We start from the raw sequence: 25,461 nt of genomic DNA on the forward strand, positions 1-25,461 counted from the left end.
GCGCCCTCATGAGCGCAGACATACCAGCGGGCGCACCTCCGGTGCTGCGGGTGCACCTCCTCGGCGGGTTCCGGGTGGACCGGGACGGCGGGCCGCCGCTCTCCGAGCGGTGGCCGCGCCCGAGCGCCCGGACGCTGGTGAAGCTGCTCGCGGTCTCCCCCGGGCACAGCCTCCACCGTGAGCAGGCGCTGGAGATCTGCTGGCCGGACGCGGATCCGCAGGCCGCGCTCGGTAGTCTGCGGGTGGCGCTCCACGCGGCCCGCCGGGCGATCGAACCCGAGCTGGCGCCCCGGGCGGCCTCCTCCTATCTGACGGGCGAGGGCGCACTGCTGCGCCTCGATCCGCGGACGGTACGGATCGACGCCGACGAGGCCGAGGCCCTCGCGGAGGCGGCACTCGCCCACGGCGGGCGCGCCGGACTCGCGGCCGCCGTGGAGGCGTTCACGGGCGACCTGCTGCCCGAGGACCGGTACGCGCCCTGGGCGGTGGCCCGCCGCGAGCGGCTGACCGCCCTGCGGGAACGCACCCTGGTCGCCCTTGCCGCCGCCCATCTGGCGGCCGACTGCCCCGAGGAGGCGGTGGCGGCGGCCGAGCAGGTCCTGATGGCGGCCCCCGCCGAGGAGGAGGCGCACCGGCTCCTGATCGAGGCGTACGTCCGGCAGGGGCTGCGCCGGCGGGCGGTCGCCCAGTACCACCTGTGCCGGGAGGCGCTGGACGCGGAGTTCGGCGTGCGGCCGGGACCGGAGACGGAGCGGCTGCACCGGGCGGCGCTCGCCACCACCCCGCCGGCCTCCCGGTCGGTGGGGCCCACTCTGCCGGCCGTGGTGCGCCGGCCGCCCGGCACTCCGCTGCGCGGCCGGGACGAGCTCCTCGCCCGACTGCTCGCCGCCGGCTCCCCGCCCGTACTCCTGCTCACCGGGGAGGCCGGGCTCGGCAAGACGCGGCTGGCCGGGGAGGTGGCCCGGCGGGCGGCCGCCGAGGGTACGGCCGTGCTGTGGGGCGCGGGCCACGACGCGGAGGGGCACACGCCGTACGGCCCGTTCGCCGAGGCGCTGGACGGCTGGCTTGCCGGCCGGCCGACTGCGGAGCGGGCCAGGACGGGGGCGGAGTATCCCGAACTGGCGGCGCTCCTGCCGTCCTTGGGGCGGGTGCCCGCCGGGGGTGGGCGCAGTCCCGAGGAGGAGCGGGACCGGCTGTTCCGGGCGACGGCGGGGCTGCTCGGTGAACTGGCGTCGGAGCGGCCCGTCATGGTGGTGCTGGACGACCTCCACGCGGGGGACGCGGGCTCGTTCCAGCTCCTCGGCCATCTTGCCCGCCGGGCCCGGGAGTCCGGAAGGGCTTGGCGATTTCTCGCCACTGTCCGCCCGGAGGAACTTCCCGCCGCCGACCCGCGCCGCCAGGTGCTCGATCTGCTGGTCCGCCAGACGCTGGCGGGCGCGGTCGAACTCCCCCGGCTCTCCCGCGGGGCCTGTCTGGCCCTGACGGCCGACGCGCTGGGCACCGGCAGCCCCGCCCCCGAGCGGGTGTGGGAACTGTCCCTCGGCAACCCGCTGTTCGCGCTCGAACTGGCGCGTGCGGTCCGGGACGGGGACGGCCGGGCCGGCGCCCCCGAGGGCGTGCGCCAGCTGGTGGCCGAGCGCCTCGGCCGGCTCGGCCCCGAGGCCCGACGGGTGGTGGACGCGGTCGCGGTCGCCGGTCAGGACGCGGCCCTCACCGAGGTCCTCGACGTGGCCCGGCGCGGCGGGCATCCGCGGCTCTCGGCGGCCGAGGCCACGGAGGCCGTGGAGGCGGCCGTCGCCGCCTCGGTGGTCGAGGAGCGGCAGGTGGTCTCCGAGGGCCGGCCGGTCGCCGGACTCGCCTTCCGTCATCCGCTGGTGCGGCTCACCTGCTACGAGGGCCTGTCGGCGGCCCGCCGCCGGCTGCTGCACTCGGCGTACGCGGAGGCCGTGCTCCGCCGCCGCCCGGAGGCCGTGGACACGCTGGCCGCCCATCTGACCCGGGCGGACGACCCGCGCGCCACCGGCTATCTGCGGCAGGCCGCCGAGCGGGCGGCGGCGCTCTACGCCAATGACACGGCCGACCGCTACTACGCCGAACTCACCGACCGGCTCGACGCGCTGGCCGCCGACTCGGCCCGGGCCCGGATCGACCGCAGCGCCGTGCTGCGCCGGCTCGGCCGGTTCGACGAGGCGGCGCGGCTGCTCGGCGAGGCGCTGGAGGAGCTGGGCCGGCGCGGGGACGCGGACGGCCGTGTCCTGGCGGCGGCGCGGCTCGCGGAGCTCATGCCGAAGACCCGGGGCACGGAGGACGGCTTCCGGCTGCTCGACTCCTGCCCGCCCTCCCCGGACACCCCGGCGGAGGTCGCGAGCGCCCACCATCTCTCCCGCGGCGTGCTGTGCTTCGTCGCGGGCCGGTACGAGGAGGGGGTCGTCGCCGCGCGGGCCGCGGAGGACGCGGCGCAGGCGGTGACGGGACCGGAGCGGCGCGGGCTGCTCGCCAGGGCGCTCGCGGCGCAGGCGACCTCGCTGGGGCTCGCGGGCCGCTTCGGGCAGGCGGGGCCGGTCGCGGACCGGGCGCTGCCGCACGCGGAGGCGTACGGCGATCCGCAGCTGCTCACCTCGGTGCTCTCGGTGCTGCGCGAGACGGCCCGGCGGGCGGGGCGGCTGCGGGAGGCGATCGACACGGGCCGCCGCGCGCTCGCGCTGGCGGAGCGCTCGGGCGATCCGACGGCGACGGTCTTCGAGCGGGCGAACCTCGCGGAGCTCCACCTTCTCGTGGAGGAGGTGGAGGAGGCGCAGGAGCTGGCCGAGACGGCGGTGCGGGACACCGGTTCGCACGCCGGGTGGTGCGCGCCGTACGCCCTGGTGGCGCTCGCCAGGGTGCGGATGCGGGCGGCCGAGCCGGGCGGTGGCGAACTCCTCGATCCGGCCGAACGGACGGCCCGGGCCCAGGGGGACCACCAGGCCGGGTACGAGGTGCGGTTCGCGCGCGCCGAACTGGCCGTGCGGGAGGGCAGGCCCGAGGAGGCGCTGCGGCTGCTCGCGGACTGCCGGGAGACCGGTGCCGCGCATCTGACGGCCTGGGCCCTCCTCGCGTGCGGCCGGTCCGCGGAGGCCGCCGAGACGGCGGGAGTCGAGGTGGAGCGTGCGGAACGGGCCGGGGAGCGGCTCGCGGAGACGGAGGCCCGTACGGCGCACGCCGCCGCGCTCGCCGCGCTCGGCCGGGAGCGGGAGTCGGCGGCCGGCTTCGACCGGGCGGCCGCCCTGGCGGAGGCCCTGCCGTATCCGGCGGGCGCGCGCCGGGTGGCGTGGGCCCGCGGGGTGAGGTGGACGGACGGCGCGCCCGGGCCGGTCTGACGCCGTGCACGCCCCGGCCGACGGAGCGGCTGGATTCCGTCGGCCGGGGGCGTGGGTTCGTGGCGGTGGTCAGATCTTCTGGGCGATCTCGGTGAGGTGGGCGAAGACGACGATGTTCGCCTCGTAGCCCTTGCCTCGGTCGAAGGTTCCACCGCAGGTGAGCAGCCGGAGTTCGGGCCGCCCGGTGTCTCCGTACACCTCCTTGTCGGGGAAGTCGCTCTTGGCGAACGTCCGGATCCGGTCGACCGTGAAGACGGCGACCTTGCCGTCGGCGCGGGCGACCCGGACGGTGTTGCCGGCGCTGAGCGAGTTGAGGTTGAGGAAGACGGCGGGCCCGGTGCGGGTGTCGCGGTGACCGACGACGACGGCGGTCCCGCGCTCGCCGGGGGCGGGCCCCTTGGCGTACCAGCCGACGACGCGGGGGTCGTCGACGGGCGGTGTGCCGAGCCGGCCGGTGGCGTCGAGGCCGAGCTCGATCACGGGGGCCTCGATGGTGATGGCCGGGACGGCGACGGTGACGGGGCGCGAGCGGGCCAGCGGCGCGGGCGGGGGCGCGGGCCGCGGCGTGGGCCTGGCCTTGGGCAGCGCCCTGGTCTTCGCCTTGTGGTCCAGGGCGGCGGGTGCTCCGGCCGCCGCCGTCGCCCGGCCGGAAGCGGCGGGGCCTGCGGCGAGCGGCGGGGCGGCCGGTTCCTCGTCACCGGTCCACCAGACGCCCCCGGTCACCAGGACGGTGGTCACGACCACGGTCCTGGTGAGCCGGAGCAGGCGCCGCTGCCTGCGCGTGAAGCGGGACCTACGCGGCGCCATTGTCGCGGCGGCGCGAGCGGCGGATCAGGACCAGTCCGGCCGTGCCGGCGAGGCCGGCGGCGACGGCCGCCCCGACGCCGAAGGCGGAGGAGTCCTCGGCGGCGAGCTGCGCGCTGCCGCCGCCGCCCGCGCCGACCGGGCCGTGCGGGGGCCTGCCGTGTCCGTGGCCGCCGTTGCCTCCGTTGCCGTTGCCTCCGTTGCCGTTGCCGCCGTTGCCGTTGCCTCCGTTGCCGTTACCGCCGTTCCCGTTGCCGCCGTTCCCGTTGCCTCCGTTGCCGTTGTTCTGGCAGTTGCTGATGACGTTGAAGACCTTCGACTTCGGTGCGCCGAGCTTGCCCTCCCAGGTCCATTCGACCTTGTACATGCCGATCGGCAGGGAGATCGGTCCCGCGGCACCGTCACCGTTGGTGTTGAGCACGACGGTCCCGGACCGCAACGGGTTGCCCTGGTTGTTTCCGGGCGGGCCGGGCTGCGGGTAGATGGCGTAGTCGATGCTCGGGAGGCCGTCGAAGTTGAGGGCGGCGAGGCGGAAGGGGCAGTCGACGCGGGGCTCGTTGACCGGGCTGGTGTCGGCCGTCGTCGACTGGTGGACCTTGACGTCGCCATCGTCGCCGGGCGCGGCGAAGGCCGCCTGTGCACCCCCGAGGGTGACGGCGCTGAGCGCCATGGTGGCGAGCGTGGCGCGGAGCAGGGTGCGGGTGGGGGGTGTCGTCATGAGGAAAGTCCTCCAGTCGTGAACTCATCGGACGCCTAGTGCGATAATCCGACTATCCGTCACAACATGGACACGGAGGGTAGCGACGCGTCGCCACCCTCCGTCTTCCACCCGTCCGGCGCACTCCCGGCCACGGGCGGCCGGGGAGTACTCCGGACCAGGTCAGATGATTCCGAAGAGGATCCCGGCCGCGAGCACGACCAGCGAGGTCAGCGCGGCCCACTTCACCGTGAACCTGGTGTGGTCGCCGAACTCCACCTTCGCCATGCCGACGAGCACGTACACGGCGGGCACCAGCGGGCTCGACATGTGCAGGGCCTGGCCGACCAGCGAGGCCCGGGCGATCTCCAGGGGCGACACGCCGTGCGCCGCGCCCGCTTCGGCGAGGACCGGCAGCACACCGAAGTAGAAGCCGTCGTTCGACATGAAGTACGTGAGCGGAATGCTCAGCACGCCGGTGACCAGGGCCATGTGCGGGCCCATGCCCTCGGGGATGGCGCCGACGAGCCAGTCGGCCATGTGCTTGACCATGCCCGTGCCGGTGAGGACCCCGGTGAAGACGGCGGCGGCGAAGACCATGCCGGTGACGTTGAGGACGTTGTCCGCGTGGGCGGCGATGCGCTCCTTCTGCTCGGCCATCTTCGGGTAGTTGACGGTGAGCGCGAGCGCGGCGCCGAGGAGGAACAGCACCGGGATCGGCAGCAGTTCGAGGATCATCGCGGTGAGCAGCGCGATCGTGAGACCGGCGTTGAACCAGTACAGCTTGGGCCGGAGCGTCGTACGGTTCGGGTCGAGCCCCCGGAATCCGTCACCGGCGCCGACGCCGACGCCCGAACCCGTGCCGCCCGCGGCACCCGTCGCCGCCGCACCCCCGGCCTGACCCTTGCTCTTGCTCTTGGTGTCGCCCTTGCCCTTGATGTCGCCCGTGCCGCCGCCCGCCGCCACCAGCACCGCGTCGGCCTCCGGGGCCAGGACCTCGTCGAGGGTCAGGTAGCCGATGCGCTTGCGCTCACGGCGACCGAGCACGTACGCCAGGGCGAAGACGAAGAGCAGGCCCACGCCGAGCGCGGGGATCATCGGCACGAAGATGTCACCGGCGTCCAGCTTGAGCGCGGTCGCCGCGCGGGCGGTGGGGCCGCCCCACGGGAGCGTGTTCATGACGCCGTTGGCCGTGGCGGCGACACCCGTCATGACCACCAGGCTCATCTTGAGCCGCTTGTAGAGCGGATACATCGCCGAAACGGTGATCATGAACGTGGTGGAGCCGTCGCCGTCCAGGGAGACGATCGCGGCGAGCACCGCCGTACCCACGACGACCCGCACGGGGTCGGCCTTGCAGAAGCGCAGGATGCCCCGGACGATCGGGTCGAAGAGTCCGACGTCGATCATGACGCCGAAGTAGACGATCGCGAACATCAGCATCGCGGCGGTCGGCGCCAGCTTGCCGACGCCTTCGATGACGTAGTCGCCGAGCTGGGCCCCCTGCCCGACCGCGACGCAGAACAGCGCGGGAATCAGTACGAGCGCCGCGATCGGCGACATCTTTTTCAGCATGATCAAAACCAGGAAGGTCGCGATCATGGCGAAGCCGAGGACGGTCAGCATGGAGGACACCTCACGTTCACCCTTGAACTGCCGCCGAGCGGCGGTGCGGATGACGGTAGGTGCCCTCTTCTGCCGTTAACAAGATGTTGACGCGTGAGCAATACGAGCAAAACCCCAGGTCACGGCGGTGGCGACACGCAGAGCCGTGCTACAGGGGCGACACCTCCACCGGGAAACCGTTCAGGACGGCGGTCCCGGAGAGGGGGTCGATCCGGGACCCGTCGAGCAGCTGGTTGACGTTGACACCGGGGCGCGCGGACGCGACGGCCAGCCGGGTGCCCGGCCGGTCGTGACCCCAGCCGTGCGGGAGACTCACGACCCCCGGCCGCACGCCGTCGGTGACCTCCACGGGCACCTCCAGCTCACCGCCCTCCCCCTTGACCCGGGCGAGCCCGCCATCGGCCAGCCGGAGCCGCTCCGCGTCCTCGGGGTGCACCTGGAGGGTGCAGCGGTTCGAACCCCCGCCCAGGGCGGGGGTGTTGTGCAGCCAGCTGTTGTTGGAGCGCAGGTGCCTGCGCCCGACGAGCTGGAGGGTCCCCGGCTCCGGTACGGCGTCGAGGGCGGCGCGCAGCCGGGGCAGGTCGGCGGCGAGGGGTGCCGGGAACAGTTCGACCCGTCCGCTGCGGGTCTTGAGGAGCGCCGGCAGGCGCGGCTTCAGGGGCCCGAGGTCGATGCCGTGGGGGTGCGCCTTCAGCTCGTCGAGGGTGAGGCCGTACGGGCCGAGCCGCAGCATCAGGTCGAGTCGCCGCTCGGCCCCGGTGGCCCCGGTGAGCCGGGCGGCGAACTCCTTGGGATCCGCGCCGTACGCCGGCGAGTGCTCCTGCGTCACGGCCTTGGCGAGGGTGGTGTCGACGGCGAGGTCGTCGACGGCGGACGGCGGGGCGCCGTGCATCCCCGAGACGGCGAGGATCAGCCGGGCGTGGATCTCGCACTCGTCCATGCGGTCCGCTTCGAGGGGGACGGCCGCCGGCGTGTAGCGGGCCTGGTCGCGGACGGCGAAGGCGTTGAAGGCGAAGTCGAAGTGGGGGCTCCGCGAGGGCGGCGGCGGGGGCAGCAGGACGTCGGCGTGGCGGGTGGTCTCGTTGAGGTACGGATCGACGGCGACCATCAGGTCGAGGGAACCGAGCGCCCCGTCGAGGCGGTCCCCGTCGGGCGCGGAGAGGACGGGGTTGGCGGCGACGGTGATCAGGGCGCGGATGCGCCCCTCCCCCGGCGTCTCGATCTCCTCGGCGAGGGCGACGAGCGGCAACTCACCCTTGGCCTCGGGATGGTGCGAGACCCTGCTGTGCCGGCGGCCGAGGGCGAAGCCCCTGCCGGGGCCCGCGGGGCGCGGGGCGGGCGCGGTGGCGGAGAGCGGGAAGAGCGCTCCGCCGGGCCGGTCGAGGTTGCCGGTGAGGACGTTGAGGACGTCGACGAGCCAGTTGGCGAGGCTGCCGTACGCCACGGTGGAGCTGCCCATCCGCCCGTAGACGGCGGCGGTGGGCGCGGCGGCGAGCTCCCGGGCGAGGGCGCGGATGGTGTCCGCGTCCACGTCGCAGGCGGCGGCGACCGCCTCGGGGCTGAACTCCCGCACCGCGGCCCGTACCTCCTCGACGCCCTCCACATGGGCGGCGAGCGGGCCGAGGTCGGTGAGCTCCTCGTCGTAGAGGGTGTGGACGAGGGCGGCGAGGAGCAGCGCGTCGGCGCCGGGGCGGATCGCGACGTGCCGGTCGGCGAGGCGGGCGGTGCGCGTGCGACGGGGGTCGACGACGGTGAGGGTGCCGCCGCGCCGGCGCAGCGCCTTGAGCCTGCCGGGGAAGTCGGGGGCGGTGCACAGGCTGCCGTTGGAGTCCAGCGGGTTGGCTCCGAGGATCAGCAGGTGGTCGGTGCGGTCCAGGTCCGGCACGGGGACGGCGAAGGGGTCCCCGAAGAGCAGTCCGCTGGAGACGTGCTTGGGCATCTGGTCGAGCGTGGACGCGGTGAAGAGGTTCCTGGTGCGCAACGCGCCGATCAGCAGGGGCGGGTAGAGGGCGCCGGCGATGGTGTGCGCGTTGGGGTTGCCCAGGACGATACCCACCGAGTCCGGCCCGTACTCCTCGATGAGCGGGCGGATTCGGGCGGCGATCGTGTCGAACGCCTCGGCCCAGGTGGCCTCCTGGAGTCTGCCGTCCTTGCGGACCAGCGGGGTGCGCAGCCGGTCGGGGTCGGCGTCTATCTCGGGGAAGGAGGCTCCTTTGGGGCAGATGAACCCCTTGCTGAAGACGTCGTCGCGGTCGCCGCGCGCCCCGGTGACGCGGCTTTCGTCGAGGGTCAGGGTGAGTCCGCAGGTCGCTTCGCAGAGGGGGCAGATGCGCAGGGCGGTGGGCATGGCGTCTCCCTGGGTGCGTCGGGTGACGCCGAGCCTACCGACCGGTAGGCACGGACGGGAGGGGCCTGCGGAAGATCACGAGAGCGAGGGCACCAGGTAGGCGTGGAGCAGGCACCGCGTCTCGGCCACGAGCGCCGGGTCTCCGGCGGGGTCCGCGCGGAACGCGAGCCGGACGAGGGCGTCGGCGGTCTCGACGCCGACGAGGACCTTCCGGTGCAGGTCCTCGTCGGCGGTGCGGCCCAGATGGGTGGCGAGGAGCGCGCAGAGCCGTTCGGCGACGAGCCGGTTGGGGTCCTCGACGACGGCTTCTTCCGGACCGTCCGCCGCGGCTTCTCCGGGTGCGGCGGCGGGGACGCCGAAGTCGACGAGCGCGAAGCCCGGGACGGTCCGCTTCATCTCGATGAACTCGTCGAGGACGCCGTCGATGGCGCCGTGCGCGTCGAGGATCGGCGCCCCGGCGAGGCGGTCCGAGACCCGCTCGGCGTACCGGTCGAGGTTCCGGTGGGCGAGGGCGGCGACCATCGCCCGCTTGTTGCCGAAGAAGCGGTAGACGGATCCGATGGGGACGCCGGCGCGGGCGGCGACGGCGCGGGTGCTCAACTGCTCGTACCCGGTCTCGTCGAGGAGTACGGCACAGGCGTCGAGGATCCGGGCCAGCCGCTCGGCGCTCCGCTGCTGCACGGGGGCACGACGGAGGGCCGGCTGGGTTCGGGGGCGGGTCTGGGGCACGGGGTCCATGATGCCGCTCCGGTCCGGTCGAGGCGATCAGTCGGTCGGGAGGTCGGACGATCTGGAGGTCGGACGCGCTGGAGGTCAGGCGCGCTGGAGGTCAGGCGCTCTGGAAGCCGGTCGATCTGGAAGCCGTCGATCTGGCGGTCGGTCGATCCAGTGGTCGGGCGACCCGGAGGTCAGGCGATCAGCAGGCCGATGCCGCCGAGGGTGTACGCGATCATCAGCACGAACAGCGGGAGTTGGCCGGCGATGGCCCGGGCGGGCGGGAAGAGGCGCACGGACCGGTCGTGCGCGGCGACGACACCGAGGACGTGACCGGTGACGATCGCGGCGACCTGGAGGGTGGCGAGGCCCCCGGGACCCAGTGGTGGAGCGGGCGAGGGGGCGTTGTCAGTGCCCCCTGCCAAGATGACTGTACGTGGCCCTTCGATCACGAGAAGTGAGAAGTAGTGGGCCACGAGATAGCCGAGGGCGATGGGCAGGAGCGAGTGGGCGAAGGAGGTGAGCGGAGTGGTGAGTCCGGGGTTCATCAGGCGCAGGGCGCCGGCGCAGAGCCCGTAGCAGGCGGCGGCGAGGGCGACGGAGGCGAGGAGGCCGAGTGTGGCGGTGGGGACGGGGCCGAGGGAGGAGGTCTGGAGGGTGGTGATCCAGCGGGGGTTGTCGGAGAGGCCGTCGTAGGCGGTGGAGCCGAGGAGGACGCAGACGGTGGCGACGAGGCCGGGGGTCTGCGGGGTGGAGTCGAGGCCGTGGAAGGGGGAGCGCAGGACCAGCCGGCCGTCGGCGCGGCGGCCGAGGGGTGAGAGCCGGGCGAGAAGGGAGGAGTAGACCTCGAAGGGGTCGGCGTGGGCGAACCACCGGTCGCCGTGGCGGGCGGCGCCCACGAGGTGGACGGCGGTGTGGGCGGCGAGGGCGATCAGGAGGGTGGTGGTGGAGGCGTTGTCGGGGGCGACGAGCTCCAGCCAGGTGAAGAGGAGGAGTCCCGCGGCGGCGGGCCGGATGCCGAGGGTGGCGGGCAGTGGGCGGGGGTTCCTGGGCGGGTGGAGGGAGTGGAGGGCGCGCAGGGGGTTGAGGAGGCGCCAGACGGGGCCGAGGAGGAGGGAGGCGGGGACGAGTCCGACCCAGAGGAGGACGTAGAGGGCGCCGGGCGCGGGATTGCGGTCGGGGTCGTCGGGGCCGAGGAGGAGGTGGAGAAGGAAGAAGAGGGTGACGGCGGCGCCGAGGAGGCGGAGGGCGGTTCGGGTGGCCGGGGCGTCGGCCACCCGCTGGAGGGCGGCGGGGAGCGGGCGGCCGGAGAGGTCGCCGCGGAAGCGGGAGGAGGACCAGAGCAGTCCGAGGGCGAGGAAGGAGACGAGCAGGGCGGTGAAGGCGCCGGCGTAGGCGTAGAAGGGAGAGAGGGGGAGGTCGTGCCGGGAGCCCACGCCGTGGGCGAGCGGGAGCCCGAGGGGGCCGGCGTGGGCATCGGCCGTGAGGGGGGTGGTCATCGGACGACGAGTTGGGTCAGCACGAGTCCGGACTCGTGGGTCTCGACCTCGAAGAGTCCGGTGCGGTCCGCGGTGAGGGTGAGGGTCGCGGGCATGCCGGGAGGGAGGGGGAGTTCGCGGTCGTAGCCGTGCACGTGGAGGGTGTCGGCGCGGTCGCTGGTGACACGGAGGGTGAGGCGCTCGCCCTTCTTCAACTCGATGCGGGAGGGAGGTGGTTGGACGGTCGTTCCGGTGATGGTGAGGGTGACGGTCCGGCCGGGGTCGGTGGGCCGGGGGCTCGGCGGCGCGGAGGCGGAAGCGGAAGGGGAGGTGGCGGCGGGGGTTCCGTCGAGGCGGACCGTGGCCTGGACGGGGGCGCCGGCGACGGCCCAGACGGTGTGGTCGTCCGCGTGGAGCCGGACGGTCAGGGTGTGGGCGCCGGGCGGCACGTAGCCCCAGGGGCCGTACAGGCGGGCGGCCTCCCGGCCGTCGACGAGGAGGCGGGCGTGGCCCCGGCCCGGGAGGGCCGCGCCGCCGGTGCTCTCCGGGGTGAAGCGGAACCTCTCCACCGTGAGGTGGACGTTCCAACCGCCCTCGGGGTCGGGGCGGGCCTCGACACTGACGGTGGGCGCGTCCGCCGCGGGGAGTTCACGGAGCTGGTGTCCGCCCTCGTCCCGGGCGGGGAGCAGGGCGCCGCTGCTGCCGGTGGCCTCCTGGTGGCTGGTGCCGGGCCTGTGGTGGGTGGTGGCCCGGCCGCCGCAGCCGGCGAGGAGCAGCACGACGGCGGTCACGGCGGCGACCAGAGGGGCGGCGGCGAGGCGGGCGGTGGACTGACGTGGGGTCGCCGGGCGGCCGGTCGCCAGGCGGCCGGTGGCCGGAGGGGCGGTGGCCGGAGGGGCGGTGGCCGCGCGTGTGATGGCCTGGCGCGCGGTGGCCGGAGGGGCGGCAGCGGGGCGGGCCGCCACCAGGCGGGCGGTGCCGCGTGGTGGCCTCATGGCGTCACCGCTTCCGGGCTTTCGGTCGGGGGCTCGGTCCCGCGGTCGGCCGAAGGCTCGGTGGTGGAGGCGGGACGGTCGGGGCGGGCGGGGCGGGTGCCCGATGCGATCACTGCCCACAGCACCCAGACGACGCCGAGCAGGAGGCGGAGCCAGGCGGGGCTCACGGGGATGCCCGGGACCATGAGGACCGCCTTGTCGAAGGCGTCGAGCAGGGTGAGGGCGCCCAGGGCCACCGTGGTCCAGGCGAGGACGGGACGGGTGGGGCGCAGGGCGAGGCCGACGAGGGTCCACCAGGCGCCCATGAGGAGGAGCGCGACGGCGGGGAGGGCGGTGGGGGTGAGGGCGAGGGTGGAGCCGGCGACGTCGAGGGCGAGGCCCACGAGGCCGAGGAGGGTGGCCGCGCCGGCGAGGCGGTTGCCGCGCAGTCGGCGCCACCAGAGGGCGCCGCCGGCGAGGGCGAGGACCAGGGCGGTGCCGAGGGCGAGCTGGGTCTCGACGCGCTGGAGGCCCCGGGCGCCGTACCAGTCGCAGCCGGCCGGGAGGCGGCGGGCCTGGACGTTGTAGTCGGCGCAGACGAGGAGCTGGGCGAGTTTGACGGGTTCGCCGACGAGCCGGTCGGTGTTGCCGGAGACCTCGCCGCGGCGGGCTCCGCAGCCGGGCGGGGCGCCGGGGGTGGCGGCGCCGGCGTCGGACTGCCAGCAGTTGCCGTCGCCCTGGCCGTCCCACCAGACGTCGCTGCGGTTGGGGCGGGCGTTGCCGGCCTTGTCGACGCCGAGGTGGTTGCCGGCGTAGCGGTTGTGGTGGGAGGTGTCGGTCTGCTTGCCCCAGGCGGACTCGCCGCGGATGAAGGCGGGGACGGCGCTGAGGAAGAAGGCGGCGCGCTGGTGGCCGTAGACCCAGTTGTTCTCGTAGAGGTTCCAGTTGCCGCCCGCGGTGATGATGCCGGTGCCGGGCGGCATGGAGATCTGGGGGCAGACGACGCCCTGTTCGTAGCCACGGTCGACGGGCGGCTTGGCGCAGGTGCCGTCGGCGACGTACGGGTAGTAGTTCTGGTTGTTGTCGTGGATCAGGTTGCGTTCGAAGCGGGCGTGGTTCTGCGGGAGTCCGGGGTGGCCGGGGAAGGCGGAGTCCATGGAGGCGCCGCCCATGTTGTGGTCGAACTCGTTGTCGTGGATGTGGACGGAGTCCCCGGCGGTGCCGGAGTAGCCGACCATGTTGTGGTGGCTGCGGCAGCCGGTGATCTCGATGGAGTAGCGGGGGACGTCGTAGCCGTATCCGTCGTTGATGTTCGAGGCCGAGCCGGGGTAGATGCCGGAGTCGCCGTTCCCGTAGGACTCGCAGTTCTTGTAGAGGCCGTGGTCGGAGGCGAAGGTCAGGAAGCCGTACTCGTCGTTCCAACGGGTGAGGACGTCGTCGATGACGAAGCCGTCGGCGGCGAGGACGTACAGGGAGTTGAAGGTGGTGCGCTGGGCGGTGAAGTTGCGGAAGTAGACGCCGTCGGAGCCGTCGGCGCGGATCGCGTTGAGCTTCTGGTACTTGGCGTCGACGACGACGTCGAGGCGGGAGGCGCCGGTGCCTTCGATCTGGAGGTTCTTCTTGCCGAGGATCGCGACCAGGTTCTGGTTGTGCGGGCACTGCCGCTGCTGGGCGTAGCTGAGGATCTGGTAGCCGAGTGCGGAGTTCGGGGCCTTGAGCGTGGCGCAGGCACCGGTGGGCCGCGGCAGGGAGGGCTCCTCCTCGTAGAGGCCGGGGAGGATCGCGATGGTCATGCCGGGGCGGTCGACGGCATCGACGGCCTGCTGGAGGTGGCGGTAGCCGCTTCCGGCGCAGCGCGCGAAGAGGGCGAGGTTACGGGCCTTGAGGGCGGCCGGGAAGCCGGAGATCCGGCGTGCGAAGTCGGCCCGGTCGGTCTTGCAGACGAGGAGGTCGGGTTCGCCGGTGCGGAGTTCCGGCACGGTGCCGGATCCGTCGGGGAGGGTGACGGGCCGTTCCTCGTGGGCCTGGGCGAGAGGAGCGGTGAACAGGGCCGCGGCAAGCGCCACGAGCACGACCGAGAGCACGGAGACGAATCTTCGGGTCCACGAGGTCCACGACATGCGCGTGAGAGTAGAGGATTGTTCATCTTTTTGGACCCCTCGTGCACGCACCAAACCGCCGGCCGGGATCGATGCCCCGTTGACGTAGGACGCGCGGAATCCTACGGTCATCCATAGGATTCCCTTGCGGCCTCGGAACAGGGGCTCAGGACAGGAGCGGGCGATGACCACGGAGCAGGCCAGGAAGACGGCCGAGGCGCTCACCTACAGCACCGGTTTCGGCAACGAGCACAGCTCGGAGGCGGTCCCCGGCGCACTGCCGGACGGCCGTAACTCGCCGCAGCGCGCCCCCCTCGGCCTCTACGCCGAGCAGCTCAGCGGCAGCGCCTTCACCGAGCCGCGGTCCCACAACCGCCGCTCCTGGCTCTACCGGATCCGTCCCTCGGCCGCGCACCCGCCGTTCACCCGGATCGACAACGGCGCCCTCGTCGGTGCCCCCTTCACCGAGACCGTGCCCGACCCCAACCGGCTGCGCTGGAACCCGCTGCCCGAGCCGGCCCCGGGCACCGACTGGCTGGCCGGTCTGTGGACCCTCGGCGGCAACGGCGACGCGACCCAGCGGACCGGCATGGCCGTGCACCTCTACCACGCCAACGCCTCCATGGAGCGGGTCTTCGGCGACGCCGACGGCGAGCTGCTGATCGTCCCGGAGCGCGGCGGCCTCCTCCTCCGCACCGAGCTGGGCCTGCTCGCCGCCCACCCGGGCGAGGTGGCGCTGATCCCGCGCGGCGTCCGTTTCCGCGTCGAGCTCCTGGACGAGACGGCCCGCGGCTACGTCTGCGAGAACTACGGCGCCCCCTTCCAGCTCCCGGACCTCGGCCCGATCGGCGCCAACGGTCTCGCCAACGCGCGTGACTTCCGCGCCCCGGTTGCCGCCTACGAGGACGTCGAGGGCCCGGTCGAGGTGATCAACAAGTACTGCGGCAACCTCTGGTCGGCGATGTACGGCCACTCGCCGCTCGACGTCGTCGCCTGGCACGGCAACCACACCCCGTACGTCTACGACCTGCGCCGTTTCAACGTCATCGGCACCATCTCGTACGACCACCCGGACCCGTCGATCTTCACGGTCCTCACCTCGCCCTCCGACACCCCGGGGCTCGCGGGCGTCGACTTCGTCGTCTTCGCCCCGCGCTGGCTGGTCGGCGAGGACACCTTCCGCCCGCCGTACTTCCACCGGAACGTGATGAGCGAGTACATGGGCCTCATCGAAGGCGCCTACGACGCCAAAGCGGAGGGCTTCGTGCCGGGCGGCGGCTCGCTCCACAACATGATGTCCGCGCACGGCCCCGACCGGGAGACCTTCGACAAGGCGAGCGCCGCCGAGCTGAAGCCGCAGAAGATCGACGACGGCCTGGCCTTCATGTTCGAGACCCGCTGGCCGGTGACCGCGACCCCGCAGGCCGCGACCGCCGACCACCTGCAGAAGGGATACGACGACGTATGGCAGGGTCTTGAGCGCCACTTCCGGCCGTAATGTCACGGCCGTAAGCCCGTAGCCTTCGTACGGAGAACCCGTGACCGCCTTCGCTCCCGACTCGCTGGTCCTGAACCGCAAGCTGCCGCTCTGGTATCAGGTCTCGCAGTCGCTGCGCGCCTCGATACTGGGCCGCACGCCCGACGCCTCGCTGCGGCTGCCCACCGAGGAGCAGCTCGCCGCCCACTACGGCGTGAGCGTGCTGACCATGCGCCAGGCCCTCAAGGAACTGGAGGAGGAGGGCCTGATCAGCCGGCACCGGCGGCGCGGCACCTTCATCGAGCCGGGCGCGCGGCGGTCCACCCCGCGCCGGCTGCTCGGCTCGATCGACGCGATCGTGGCCCAGCAGTCGGGCGAGCGGACGACGGTCCTCGGGCACGGCACGGAGCCGGTGCCCGGGGAGCTCGCGGAGTACTTCCCCGACGTGCCGGAGGTCGTGGCGTACCGCCGGCTGCGCAGCGACGGGGAGAGCGGCGAGCCGACGAACTGGGCGGAGAACGCGGTGCGGCCCGAGCTCGCCGCCGCGATCGACCCGGCCGATCTGGAGCGCTGGCCGATGACGAAGGTGCTGCGGGACGTGGTCGGGGTGCGGATCAGCCGCATCACGGACACGGTGGAGGCCCGTCTCGCGGACCCGGAGACGGCGGGGCTGCTCCAGGTCCCGCTGCTCTCCCCGATCCTCCACTACACGGGCGTGACGTACGACGAGGACGGCCGGGTCGTCGACGTGGCCCGCATCCGCTACCGCGGCGACCGCTTCTCCTTCACGGTCACGGTGGAAGCGCACTGAGCACCTCCGGGGGCAGGACGCCGACCGGGCGGCGCTCGCGGCCGGGACGGACTGCGAGCGGGATCCCGACCCGTACCACCGCCTGCCGGCGGACCTGATCCCGACCGAGGCGGCGTGCGAAACCTCCGGGCGGGCACCGCCACTGACGGCCCCACCCGCTCTGGCCCCGTACGGACAGCCCTCATTAGCATGCGGGGCGTGACGGAAGCCCCCCGAGCCGAAGACGTCCCGCCGCTCCTCGACGAGCTGATGCCGTGGTCCGTGGCCCCGCTGCGGTTCGGGCGGTCCTGGATCGTCGCCCCCGACGCCCGCACCCTGCGGACCCGCTGGGACCGGCTCGTGGCCGCCGAGGGGGCCGAGCGGGAGGCGCTGTTCCGGCCGAGCCGGGCGCGGACCCAGGCGAGCGCGGTGGGCGCGCTGCCCGGGCAGCGGACCGGCACCACGCGGTTCGCGCGTGAGTCGGGGCCGTGCCCGGAGCCGGTGCGGGTGGCGCACGGGCCGTTCGACGAGCAGTGGCTGCTGCCGGACCACCGGCTGATCGACACCGCCCGCCCGGAACTGTGGCGGGTCTCCGGGGAGCCGCAGCTCTTCGCCGTCGAGCAGGGGTACGTGCCGGGGGCGGCGGGACCCGCGCTCCTGGTGACGGCGGCGCTGCCGGAGGGCCGTTCGCCCGCGGGCCGGCCGGGCCGCATCCGGCCGCTGTTCCGGCGCCCCGGCGGCCGGGAGCCCAATCTCGCGCCCGGCCTCCTGGACTTCCTCGGGAAGCGGTACGGGTGCGAGGTCGACGCCCATGACTGGCTGGCGTGGACGGTGGCCGCGGCCCTCCCCTCCCCCGCCGGCTGCCGTGTCCCGCTCACCGCGGACCCGGAGGTGTGGGCGGCGGGCGTGGCGCTGGGCCGGGAGCTCGCCGATGTGCAGCTGCGCGGCGCCCTGAGCGGGACGAGGCCCCGGCTGCCGGGCGGGCGCCGGCCCTATGTGCGGGCGGCGGTCCCGGCGCGGCCGACGACGATCTCGTACGACTCCGAGGGCGAGACTCTCGCTCTCGGCGAGGGCCGGATCTCCCCGGTACCGGCGGAGGCCTGGGAGTACCGGGTCGGCGGGGTGCGGGTCCTGGAGCAGTGGTTCGCGCACCGGACGGCCCCGGCGGAGCCGGGCTCCCTGGAGGCGATCGGGCCGGCCGCCTGGCCGCAGGAGTGGACCTCGGAGCTGCTGGACCTGGTCACGGTGCTCGCCCTCCTCGGGGCGCGGGAGCCGGAACGGGCCGAGCTTGCCGGGCGGACGACCCCGACCCCCGCGGGGCCGGCCGCCGGAGGCATCGGGAGGGCGGAGCTCGACGCGGCCGGAGTCCTTCCCGCGCCGTCCTGGTCCCGTCGTCCCGCCTCCGTCCTGGACCATCAGGAGGAGGGCCCGGAGGGCCAGTTCATGCTCCTGTGACCGGGGGCGCGAAGGACTCCAGGAGCCGGGCGATGGTCATCGCGAAGATCTCGTCCGCGTCGACGGGGGCCGCGGGGGCCCCCGCGAGCAGTGCCGCGAGGTGCGGGTACCGGCCGCTCGCCACCTGTCCCATGAGGTAGGCGCCGCGCACCGCCTGTTCCTCCGCCTCGGACCAGGGCAGTCCGCGGGCTCGTTCGGCGATGGCCTGCTCGTTGGCGACGGTCGCCATGACCGTGCCGTTGACCATGGCGATCAGCTGCATCTTGAGTCCGGCGGGCCGGTCCAGGGGGGCGAGGCAGCCGAGGCACCACTCCAGGAAGCGCAGGGCGTTGGGGCTGAAGCCGTAGGCGGTGGTCATCACCCTGGCGAGCCAGGGGTGGCGGTACATGATCGCGCGGCTCTGGTGGGCGATCGCGGTCATGTCGGCGCGCCAGTCGCCGCTGGGCTCCTCGGGGAGCTCGTACTCGCCGCTGACCGCGTCGACCATCAGCTCGTACAGGTCCTCCTTGCGGGGGACGTAGTTGTAGAGCGACATGGTGCCGCAGCCGAGTTCGGCGGCGACGCGGCGCATGGAGACCGCGTCGATGCCGTCGGCGTCGGCGATGCGGACGGCCGCGGCCACGATGTCCCGCCGGCTGTAGGCCGGTTTGGGGCCGCGGCCCGCGCGCTCGGGCCGCGCCCAGATCACTTCCGGTTCGGCCGCTCGGCCCGCCATGGATCATCACCTCGCCCTCCATCGTAGTTACGTACGCCGTACGTAGTGGGGTATGGTCGCGCCATGCCTACTACGTACGCTGTACTTAGTGAAGGTCTGCGGAAGCGTTACGGCGACGTCCACGCCCTCCGCGGCCTCGACCTCGCCGTCCCCGAGGGCACCGTCTGCGGTGTCCTCGGCCCCAACGGCGCCGGCAAGACCACCGCCGTCCGCGTCCTCACCACCCTGGTCAGGCCCGACGCGGGCAGCGCCCTGGTCGCGGGCCACGACGTGGTGCGCGACCCGGCGGGGGTACGGAAGCGGATCGCGGTCACCGGGCAGTACGCCTCCGTCGACGGCGACCTCACCGGCGCCGAGAACCTGCGGCTCTTCGCCCGGCTCCTGCGCGCCCCGCGCTCCCGCGCCGACGAGCTCCTGGAGCGCTTCGGCCTGAGCGCGGCTGCCGGACGGCCCGCCCGCACCTACTCCGGCGGCATGCGGCGCCGCCTCGACCTGGCCGCGAGCCTGCTCGTGCCGCCGCGGGTGCTCTTCCTCGACGAGCCCACGACCGGACTCGACCCGCACAGCCGCAACGGGATCTGGGACGCCGTACGGGAGTTGGCCGGCCAGGGCACGACCGTGCTGCTGACCACCCAGTACCTGGAGGAGGCCGACCAGCTCGCCGACGACATCGTGCTGATCGACGAGGGAAGGGCCGCGCAGCGCGGCACCCCGGCCGAACTGAAGGCGCTCGTCGGCAGCTACGCCGAGGTCGTCGTCGCCGACCCGTCCGCCCTCGAAGCGGCCGCCGCCGTCCTCGACCAGCTGACCGGTTCGGCGCCGGCCCTGGACGCCGAGCGGCGCACGGTCGGCGCGGTGACCACGGACACCACGCTCACCCTCCCCCGGATCGTCCGCGAGATCGACGCCGCCGGGGTCCACATCGTCGACGCCTCCCTGCGTCCCCCCACCCTCGACGAGGTGTTCCTGCGCCTCACCGACCGGAAGGAGCTCGTCGCGTGAGCGCCCTCGTGCACGACGGGACCGCCGTCCTCGGCCGCCACCTCCACCGGATCCGGCACGCGCCCGCGATCACCGTCATGACGCAGACGATGCCGATCGTCTTCCTGCTCTTCTTCGGATACGTCTTCGGCAGCGCGCTCGCCGCGCCCGGCGCCGAGTACCGGGCCTTCCTGGTGCCCGGCATGCTCGTGGCGACGGCGGCGGGCGGCCTGATGACGGGCATGTTCCAGGCCGCGCAGGACTCGCACCGCGGCGTCATGGACCGCTTCCGGACCATGCCCGTGAGCCGCGCCGCCGTCCCCCTCGGGCAGGCCCTCGCCGACCTCCTCGCGAGCGCCGTCGGCACGATCCCGCTGATCCTGGTCGGCCTCGCCATGGGCTGGCGGATCGAGGGCACGCTCCCCGAGGCCCTGGGCGCCTTCGGCCTGCTGCTCCTCTTCCGCTTCGCGACGACCTGGGTCGGCATCCTGCTCGGCCTGGCCTCGAAGAGCGAGGAGGCGGCCGGGCAGCTGGGCAGCGCCACGTTCATGCTGCCGCTGCTCTCCAACGCGTACATCCCCACCGACGGCATGCCCGCCTGGCTGCGGACGGTCGCCGAGTGGAACCCCATCTCGGCGGTCACCACGGCGGTCCGCGAGCTCTTCGGCAACGCGCCCGTCCCGGCGGACGCGGCCTGGCCGGTGGCCCACCCCGTCGCGGGCGCCCTGCTCTGGTCCCTCGGCCTCGTCGCCGTCTTCGCCCCGCTCGCGGTGCGCAGATACGCCCGGGGGTGACGCACCCCCTGATGACAAGGACCGGCCGGGCACGGTAGGCAGGACGGTCATGAGCACCCAGCCACTCCCCCTCGCCGGGGTCACGGTCGTCGCCGTCGAGCAGGCCGTCGCCGCGCCCTTCGCCACCCGCCAGCTCGCCGACCTCGGCGCCCGGGTCGTCAAGATCGAGCGCCCCGACGGCGGGGACTTCGCCCGGGGGTACGACACCGCCGCCCGGGGCCTCGCCTCCCACTTCGTGTGGTGCAACCGCGGCAAGGAGTCGGTGGCGGTCGACCTCAAGGACCCCCGGGGCCTGGCGCTCGTCCGGAAGATGGTGGCCGGCGCCGACGTCTTCGTGCAGAACCTGGCGCAGGGCGCGGCGGCCCGCCTCGGCCTCGACGCCGCCACCCTGTGCGCCGCGCACCCGTGGCTGATCGCGGTGGACGTCTCGGGGTACGGGGCGGAAGGACCGTACGCGCACAAGCGGGCGTACGACATGCTCGTCCAGTGCGAGGCGGGTCTCGTCTCGGTGACCGGCACGCCCGAGCAGCCCGTCAAGTCGGGGATCCCGGCCGCCGACATCGCGGCCGGGATGTACGCCTTCTCCGGCGTCCTCGCCGCCCTCGTCCGGCGCGGCACGACCGGCCGGGGCGGTCCGGTGGAGGTCTCCCTGCTCGACTCGCTGGCCGAGTGGATGGGGCATCCGCTGCACCACGGGATGCACGGGGGCACTTCCCCGGCGCGCACGGGGCTCGCGCACGCGGTGATCGCCCCGTACGACGCCTATCCGACGGCGGACGGCGGTCTGGTCCTGCTCTCCGTGCAGAACGACCGGGAGTGGCGGCGGCTCGCCGAACAGGTCCTCGGCCGGCCCGAGCTCGCCGAGGCCCCGGAGTTCGCGACGAACACGGCGCGGGTGGCGGGGCGCGGGGCGACGGACGCGGTGGTCGCGGCGGCGCTCGCCCCGCTGACGACGGGCGAGGCGCTGGCCCGCCTGGACGCGGCCGGCATCGCCTGCGCGCGGCTCAACTCGGTCGCGGAGCTCGCGGACCACCCCCAGCTGACGGCCCGTGACCGCTGGCGGGCGGTGGAGTCGCCGGTGGGGCCGCTGCGTTCGCTGCTGCCGCCGATCGTGTTCCCGGACGCGCCGGAACCCCGGATGGACCGGATCCCGGCGCTCGGCCAGGACACGGACGAGGTGCTCGCCGAGCTCGGGGTGCCGGAGGCGGAGGTGAAGGAGCTGCGGAGCGCGGGGGTGATCGCCTGACGGGGCGCGGGCGGGCGTTCCGGGTACGTGGCAAGTCCCGGGTACAGGGCAAGTCCCAGGTACGGGGCAAGTCCCAGGTACGGGGCAAGTCCCAGGTACGTGGCACTCCCGGGTACGTGGCAAGTCCCGGGTGCTCGGGAGGCCCCAGGCGCTCGGGAGGCCCCGGTACATGCGAAGACCCGGGTACGACGGAGGCCGGACGGGCGGGGACACGTCCGGCGGGGTCGTGGTCGGGGCCGTACGGGCGGCCGGGAGGTCCGGGCTAGCGGCGCGCGCCGAAGAGCGAGCGGCGCAGGCGGCGGAGCGGGGCGAAGAGCGAGACCCGCGCGCTGCGGCTGCGGTGACCGTGCACCGGCGCCTCATGCGTACGTGTCGTCAGTTCCCGCATGAGCAGCGTCGCCTCGGCCACGTCGCGCTGGGGCACGGCGGGGCCGCCGAGCACCGCGAGATGGCGGTCGAGTCGCGAACTGGTCGCGCTGCTCCCGCAGGTGATGGCAGGCACTCGCGGCCTGCTGCGCATTGCTATCTGTTCCATGTCACTCCCCACCCGTACAAGGGCACCCGGCCCGGGCAGGTTAACCCTATCGCCCCATCGTGACACCCGTGTATCCCGGCGGCGGGATTCACCGCACTCGTACGGGGGTTGACGGTGACTGTCTGAATCCATCTGATTCCAGGGCGAGTTGGACAGCACTCGAACACCTGCCGAACCGTCACGAACCATCCTGCACTCCGGACCGTCATCCACGGACACGTGGACGGGTGTGATCTCCACCACCAAGATCGTCCGGACCGTCCGCGGAGGGACGCGCGCAGGACCGGAGCCGTGCGGACGCCGCTCGGCTACCGTGGATCCATGACGGTGATCGCGGGTCGTTACCGGCTTCTCGACGTCCTCGCCGAGGGGGCGACGGGCACCGTCTGGCGTGCCCTGGACGAGACGGACCGGCACGAGGTGGCGCTCAAGGAGTTCCGCGCCCCGGCCGGACTCCCGGCGGACGAGGTGCCCCTGTTCCACGCGCGGCGGGAGCGGGAGGCGCGGGCCGCCGCCCGGATCTCCCACCCCTCCGTCGTACGGGTCCTCGGCGTGGTCACCGAGGACGGCCGGCCCTGGGTCGTGACAGAACTGGTCCGCGGCCTCACCCTCGCCGAGACCCTCGACGCGGCCGGCCCACTGTCCGCACGGGAGGCCGCGCGCGTCGGCGCCGAGGTCCTCGCCGGTCTGCGGGCCGCGCGGGAGGCGGGCGTACCGCACCGGGGCGTGACGCCCCGACAGGTGCTGCTCGCGAACGACGGGCGGGTCGTGGTCACCGGCTTCGGTGGCGCATCGGACGAGGACGGGGGCCCGGAGGCGGAGCTGCGCGGCATCGGGGCGCTCCTGGAGGCGGCGGCGGACGACCGGTCCGGGCCGCTGGGGGCCGTGGTCGACGAGCTGACGGGCGAGGAGCTCGCCGTGACGGCCGATCAGGTGGAGCGGGAGCTGCGCCGGGTGGCGGCGGGCGGTACGCCGAGGACCGGGGAGGCGCCGGTGGAGGCTTCGGCCCCGGCCCGCACGGACCGGGGCGACGACGACGCCGGCACCGGAGCGCGGCCCGCGCCCTCCCGGCGGTCGGGGCCGGCACGCACAGCGCCCCGCCGGGGACCCGTCCTGGTGGCCGGGCTGGTCGGGGCGCTGCTGATCGCGGGTGCGTTGACGTATCAGGCGGTACGGGACGAGGGACCGGACACCGGGCCGGGACCGGGCGGTGTCACGAGCACCGCTCCGGCGGGACCCGGCGGGACGGCTACAGCGCCCCGTTGAGCGAGGGCAGGTAGCCGCCGGACTGTCCGGCGGCGGTCGGGTGGTACGACTCGCCGATGTTGAGCCAGTTGACGCTGTGCAGCCAGGCGGAGCCCGAGCAGATCTCGTGTCCGGTGAAGGCGGGGACGACGCTGGCGAAGGTGAAGCCGTGGTCGGCCGCGCGCTTGGCGGTGGCCGCGTTGAGGTAGTCGGAGGCGTTGTTGATGGCGCTGCGCTCGTTCTCGCTCAGGCCGGCGATGCAGCTGCCGCCGAGCTGGTAGAAGCGCGGGTAGCCGAGGACGACGACATGGGCGGCGGGCGCCTTGCTGCTGATGGCGTTGTAGACGGAGTCGAGCTTGCCGGGGAGCGTGGAGTCCACGTAGGCCTTGGCCTGATTCACGCGGTTGATACAGGTGGCCTCGGACTGGAGCACACAGGTCGTCATGACGTCGGCGAAACCGGCGTCATTTCCCCCGATCGAGATGGAGACCAGGTCGGTGGCGGCCGAGAGGGGTCCGAGCTGATTCGCGGTCACATCACCCGTTCGGGCGCCCGAGCAGGCGGTGAAGGCGAACGAGGAGGGGGCGTTCGCGTTCTTCCAGAGGACCGGATACGCCTTCGTGGAGCGCTTGCAGTCGCCGCTGGCGCTGTCGTAACTCCCGGATCCGACACCGGAGGAGTACGAGTCCCCCAGGGCCACGTAGTCGAGTGCGGCGGTCTCGGCGGCCTGGGCGGCGCCCGCCCCGGTGAGGGCGAGGACGGCACCGAGGAGGAGCGAGGACGAAAGGGCGACAGAACGGGACAGTCTCATGGAACCTCCCTGTAGCAGGATCTCTGCGTTACCAGGTAGTAGCATCGGATCCGCCTCGCCGGAAGTGTTCATGTCAAAAGTAAGGGTGAACAGCGGCTGATCCTCCGTCAGAGACCGTCGATATCCGGCCAACCGGGACGCACGCAAAACCCGGTGCGCCACCCCGTCGCTTGCCCGATCATGGGCGTCATGTCCGACACCCCCGCCGTACCGTCCACCCCACGGCAGCCGACGACCACGTCGCTGCCCGTCATCGTCAACCTCGACGACAGCGACTCGCCCGGGGACGTCCTGGACGCGCTGTTCCTCGACCGGTTCGCGACCGGGGAACAACCGCACGCGCACAGCACCACCCTGGACCGGGCGAAGCCCGACGCGACCCTGCTCCCCGAGGGGGCCAGGGTGCTGCGGGCCGCGAAGGACGACGACCGCAGCTCGGTCCTCGCCGAGGGCGAGGGCTGGACGATCCTCTCCTCCCGCTGGAACCGGCGCGCGGACGTGACCGTCACCGCGACCGACCCGGAACTGGCCGAGCGGATCCTCGCCGAGGCCACGGACGGGGCGAAGGACGAGCCCGAACCGGAGCCCGAGGACGTGACGATGGGCTTCTGGTACGTCGCTCCGCAGCGCGGCCCGCGCCGGATGACCCGCCCGATCAGCGCCGGGACCTGGGAGGAGGTCCGGCCCAACTACTCGGCGCCGGTGGCCGACGCGATGGACCGGCTGATGAAGGTGACCCCGGAGGACATCGCCGGCCGGCTCCTGCTCCTCCACGGCCCGCCGGGGACGGGCAAGACCTCGGCGCTGCGGACGCTGGCCCGGGCGTGGCAGGACTGGTGCCAGGTCGACTGCGTACTGGACCCGGAGCGGCTCTTCAACGACATCGGCTATCTGATGGACATCGCCATCGGCGAGGACGACGGCACCTCGAAGGAGCGCTGGCGGCTGCTGCTCCTGGAGGACTGCGACGAGCTGATCCGCGGCGGGGCGAAGCACACCGCGGGGCAGGCCCTGTCCCGGCTGCTCAACCTGACGGACGGGCTGCTCGGCCAGGGGCGCAACGTCCTGGTCGGGGTCACCACCAACGAGGACCTGGAGCGCCTGCACCCGGCCGTGGTCCGGCCGGGCCGCTGCCTGGCCCGGATCGAGGTCGGGCCGCTGAGCCGGGCCGAGTCGGTGGAGTGGCTCGGCCGCGAGGAGGACGTGCCGCGCGAGGGCGCGACGCTGGCGGAGCTGTTCGCGCTGCGCCGCGGCACGCCCTCGGCGGACCTCCCGGAGCCCCGTACGGCGGGGGCGGGTCTCTATCTCTGACGGGCG

20 protein-coding genes are annotated in these 25,461 nt (G+C 73.9%); 9 read left to right on the forward strand and 11 right to left on the reverse strand.

Features of this window, described 5'->3' with window-relative positions; translation table 11 throughout:
- Positions 1-8: 8 nt before the first annotated feature.
- Entirely contained in the window at positions 9-3,356 is a 3,348-nt protein-coding gene (locus AC07AW_RS22885; RefSeq protein WP_478817299.1) for an ATP-binding protein, read from the forward strand.
- Positions 3,357-3,425: 69 nt separating this feature from the next.
- On the opposite strand, the gene AC07AW_RS22890 is transcribed toward AC07AW_RS22885, so the two are convergent.
- The 8 genes from AC07AW_RS22890 to AC07AW_RS22925 all read right to left on the reverse strand — a co-directional run bounded on the left by AC07AW_RS22890 (position 3,426) and on the right by AC07AW_RS22925 (position 14,116).
- Entirely contained in the window at positions 3,426-4,163 is a 738-nt protein-coding gene (locus AC07AW_RS22890) for a class F sortase (protein WP_478817300.1), read from the reverse strand.
- Positions 4,150-4,878 (reverse strand): hypothetical protein, encoded by a 729-nt coding sequence (locus tag AC07AW_RS22895; RefSeq protein ID WP_478817301.1) that lies wholly within the window; start codon positions 4,876-4,878, stop codon positions 4,150-4,152. Before AC07AW_RS22895 ends, AC07AW_RS22890 begins: the two co-directional genes overlap by 14 nt.
- A 162-nt stretch (positions 4,879-5,040) precedes the next feature.
- Positions 5,041-6,483 (reverse strand): CitMHS family transporter, encoded by a 1,443-nt coding sequence (locus AC07AW_RS22900; RefSeq protein WP_478817302.1) that lies wholly within the window; start codon positions 6,481-6,483, stop codon positions 5,041-5,043.
- A gap of 148 nt (positions 6,484-6,631) precedes the next feature.
- Positions 6,632-8,830 (reverse strand): molybdopterin-dependent oxidoreductase, encoded by a 2,199-nt coding sequence (locus AC07AW_RS22905; RefSeq protein ID WP_478817303.1) that lies wholly within the window; start codon positions 8,828-8,830, stop codon positions 6,632-6,634.
- A 75-nt stretch (positions 8,831-8,905) separates the two neighbouring features.
- Positions 8,906-9,568: a TetR/AcrR family transcriptional regulator gene (locus AC07AW_RS22910; protein WP_478817304.1), complete on the reverse strand. Its 663-nt coding sequence runs from the start codon at positions 9,566-9,568 to the stop codon at positions 8,906-8,908.
- A gap of 170 nt (positions 9,569-9,738) precedes the next feature.
- Positions 9,739-11,043, reverse strand: coding sequence for a hypothetical protein (locus AC07AW_RS22915; RefSeq protein WP_478817305.1), 1,305 nt, complete (start codon positions 11,041-11,043; stop codon positions 9,739-9,741).
- The gene (locus AC07AW_RS22920; protein WP_478817306.1) at positions 11,040-12,017 is read right to left on the reverse strand and encodes a hypothetical protein; all 978 of its coding nucleotides are present in this window, start codon (positions 12,015-12,017) and stop codon (positions 11,040-11,042) included. The genes AC07AW_RS22915 and AC07AW_RS22920 overlap by 4 nt, the downstream gene beginning before the upstream one ends.
- Positions 12,014-14,116, reverse strand: a complete 2,103-nt coding sequence (locus tag AC07AW_RS22925; protein ID WP_478817307.1) for a right-handed parallel beta-helix repeat-containing protein — start codon at positions 14,114-14,116, stop codon at positions 12,014-12,016. Before AC07AW_RS22925 ends, AC07AW_RS22920 begins: the two co-directional genes overlap by 4 nt.
- Positions 14,117-14,279: 163 nt before the next feature.
- On the opposite strand from AC07AW_RS22925, the gene hmgA reads away from it, so the two are divergent.
- The 3 genes from hmgA to AC07AW_RS22940 all read left to right on the forward strand — a co-directional run bounded on the left by hmgA (position 14,280) and on the right by AC07AW_RS22940 (position 17,817).
- Positions 14,280-15,593, forward strand: coding sequence for a homogentisate 1,2-dioxygenase (gene hmgA, locus AC07AW_RS22930; protein WP_478817308.1), 1,314 nt, complete (start codon positions 14,280-14,282; stop codon positions 15,591-15,593).
- A gap of 40 nt (positions 15,594-15,633) precedes the next feature.
- Positions 15,634-16,383, forward strand: coding sequence for a GntR family transcriptional regulator (locus AC07AW_RS22935; RefSeq protein WP_351190500.1), 750 nt, complete (start codon positions 15,634-15,636; stop codon positions 16,381-16,383).
- A 189-nt stretch (positions 16,384-16,572) separates the two neighbouring features.
- On the forward strand, positions 16,573-17,817 hold the full coding sequence (locus tag AC07AW_RS22940) for a type ISP restriction/modification enzyme (protein ID WP_478817309.1): 1,245 nt from the start codon (positions 16,573-16,575) through the stop codon (positions 17,815-17,817).
- On the opposite strand, the gene AC07AW_RS22945 is transcribed toward AC07AW_RS22940, so the two are convergent.
- Positions 17,804-18,532: a TetR/AcrR family transcriptional regulator gene (locus tag AC07AW_RS22945; RefSeq protein ID WP_478817310.1), complete on the reverse strand. Its 729-nt coding sequence runs from the start codon at positions 18,530-18,532 to the stop codon at positions 17,804-17,806. The two genes, AC07AW_RS22940 and AC07AW_RS22945, sit on opposite strands and share 14 nt — an antisense overlap.
- Before the next feature lie 63 nt (positions 18,533-18,595).
- Between AC07AW_RS22945 and AC07AW_RS22950 the strand changes: the two genes are divergently transcribed.
- The 3 genes from AC07AW_RS22950 to AC07AW_RS22960 are packed head-to-tail and all read left to right on the forward strand — an operon-like array spanning position 18,596 to position 21,553.
- Entirely contained in the window at positions 18,596-19,534 is a 939-nt protein-coding gene (locus tag AC07AW_RS22950; protein WP_478817311.1) for an ATP-binding cassette domain-containing protein, read from the forward strand.
- A complete protein-coding gene (locus AC07AW_RS22955) occupies positions 19,531-20,307 on the forward strand; it encodes an ABC transporter permease (RefSeq protein ID WP_478817312.1) in 777 nt (258 codons plus the stop codon). The genes AC07AW_RS22950 and AC07AW_RS22955 overlap by 4 nt, the downstream gene beginning before the upstream one ends.
- A gap of 49 nt (positions 20,308-20,356) precedes the next feature.
- Positions 20,357-21,553, forward strand: a complete 1,197-nt coding sequence (locus AC07AW_RS22960; protein WP_478817313.1) for a CaiB/BaiF CoA transferase family protein — start codon at positions 20,357-20,359, stop codon at positions 21,551-21,553.
- 262 nt (positions 21,554-21,815) lie between these two features.
- On the opposite strand, the gene AC07AW_RS22965 is transcribed toward AC07AW_RS22960, so the two are convergent.
- Entirely contained in the window at positions 21,816-22,088 is a 273-nt protein-coding gene (locus tag AC07AW_RS22965) for a hypothetical protein (protein ID WP_478817314.1), read from the reverse strand.
- Positions 22,089-22,409: 321 nt separating this feature from the next.
- Here AC07AW_RS22965 and AC07AW_RS22970 point away from each other — a divergent pair, with 321 nt between their 5' ends.
- Positions 22,410-23,354 carry a protein kinase domain-containing protein gene (locus tag AC07AW_RS22970; protein ID WP_478817315.1) on the forward strand — a complete coding sequence of 315 codons (945 nt, stop codon included), beginning with the start codon at positions 22,410-22,412 and terminating at the stop codon, positions 23,352-23,354.
- On the opposite strand, the gene AC07AW_RS22975 is transcribed toward AC07AW_RS22970, so the two are convergent.
- The gene (locus AC07AW_RS22975) at positions 23,338-24,144 is read right to left on the reverse strand and encodes an SGNH/GDSL hydrolase family protein (protein ID WP_478817316.1); all 807 of its coding nucleotides are present in this window, start codon (positions 24,142-24,144) and stop codon (positions 23,338-23,340) included. The two genes, AC07AW_RS22970 and AC07AW_RS22975, sit on opposite strands and share 17 nt — an antisense overlap.
- Positions 24,145-24,324: 180 nt before the next feature.
- Here AC07AW_RS22975 and AC07AW_RS22980 point away from each other — a divergent pair, with 180 nt between their 5' ends.
- Positions 24,325-25,455, forward strand: a complete 1,131-nt coding sequence (locus AC07AW_RS22980) for a DUF5925 domain-containing protein (protein WP_478817317.1) — start codon at positions 24,325-24,327, stop codon at positions 25,453-25,455.
- The last annotated feature ends 6 nt before the right edge of the window (positions 25,456-25,461 follow it).

Source organism: Streptomyces sp. NPDC044003, assembly GCF_056435185.1.

Bases quoted from the DNA above. Each gene is read 5' to 3' on its own strand.
- AC07AW_RS22895 (WP_478817301.1), bottom strand. From the start codon at position 4,878: ATGACGACACCCCCCACCCGCACCCTGCTCCGCGCCACGCTCGCCACC.
- AC07AW_RS22980 (WP_478817317.1), top strand. From the start codon at position 24,325: ATGGGCGTCATGTCCGACACCCCCGCCGTACCGTCCACCCCACGGCAG.
- AC07AW_RS22925 (WP_478817307.1), bottom strand. From the start codon at position 14,116: ATGTCGTGGACCTCGTGGACCCGAAGATTCGTCTCCGTGCTCTCGGTC.
- AC07AW_RS22965 (WP_478817314.1), bottom strand. From the start codon at position 22,088: ATGGAACAGATAGCAATGCGCAGCAGGCCGCGAGTGCCTGCCATCACC.
- AC07AW_RS22970 (WP_478817315.1), top strand. From the start codon at position 22,410: ATGACGGTGATCGCGGGTCGTTACCGGCTTCTCGACGTCCTCGCCGAG.
- AC07AW_RS22920 (WP_478817306.1), bottom strand. From the start codon at position 12,017: ATGAGGCCACCACGCGGCACCGCCCGCCTGGTGGCGGCCCGCCCCGCT.
- AC07AW_RS22915 (WP_478817305.1), bottom strand. From the start codon at position 11,043: ATGACCACCCCCCTCACGGCCGATGCCCACGCCGGCCCCCTCGGGCTC.
- AC07AW_RS22900 (WP_478817302.1), bottom strand. From the start codon at position 6,483: ATGCTGACCGTCCTCGGCTTCGCCATGATCGCGACCTTCCTGGTTTTG.
- AC07AW_RS22975 (WP_478817316.1), bottom strand. From the start codon at position 24,144: ATGAGACTGTCCCGTTCTGTCGCCCTTTCGTCCTCGCTCCTCCTCGGT.
- AC07AW_RS22885 (WP_478817299.1), top strand. From the start codon at position 9: ATGAGCGCAGACATACCAGCGGGCGCACCTCCGGTGCTGCGGGTGCAC.
- AC07AW_RS22940 (WP_478817309.1), top strand. From the start codon at position 16,573: ATGCGGGGCGTGACGGAAGCCCCCCGAGCCGAAGACGTCCCGCCGCTC.
- hmgA (WP_478817308.1), top strand. From the start codon at position 14,280: ATGACCACGGAGCAGGCCAGGAAGACGGCCGAGGCGCTCACCTACAGC.
- AC07AW_RS22905 (WP_478817303.1), bottom strand. From the start codon at position 8,830: ATGCCCACCGCCCTGCGCATCTGCCCCCTCTGCGAAGCGACCTGCGGA.
- AC07AW_RS22890 (WP_478817300.1), bottom strand. From the start codon at position 4,163: ATGGCGCCGCGTAGGTCCCGCTTCACGCGCAGGCAGCGGCGCCTGCTC.
- AC07AW_RS22910 (WP_478817304.1), bottom strand. From the start codon at position 9,568: ATGGACCCCGTGCCCCAGACCCGCCCCCGAACCCAGCCGGCCCTCCGT.
- AC07AW_RS22950 (WP_478817311.1), top strand. From the start codon at position 18,596: ATGCCTACTACGTACGCTGTACTTAGTGAAGGTCTGCGGAAGCGTTAC.
- AC07AW_RS22960 (WP_478817313.1), top strand. From the start codon at position 20,357: ATGAGCACCCAGCCACTCCCCCTCGCCGGGGTCACGGTCGTCGCCGTC.
- AC07AW_RS22945 (WP_478817310.1), bottom strand. From the start codon at position 18,532: ATGGCGGGCCGAGCGGCCGAACCGGAAGTGATCTGGGCGCGGCCCGAG.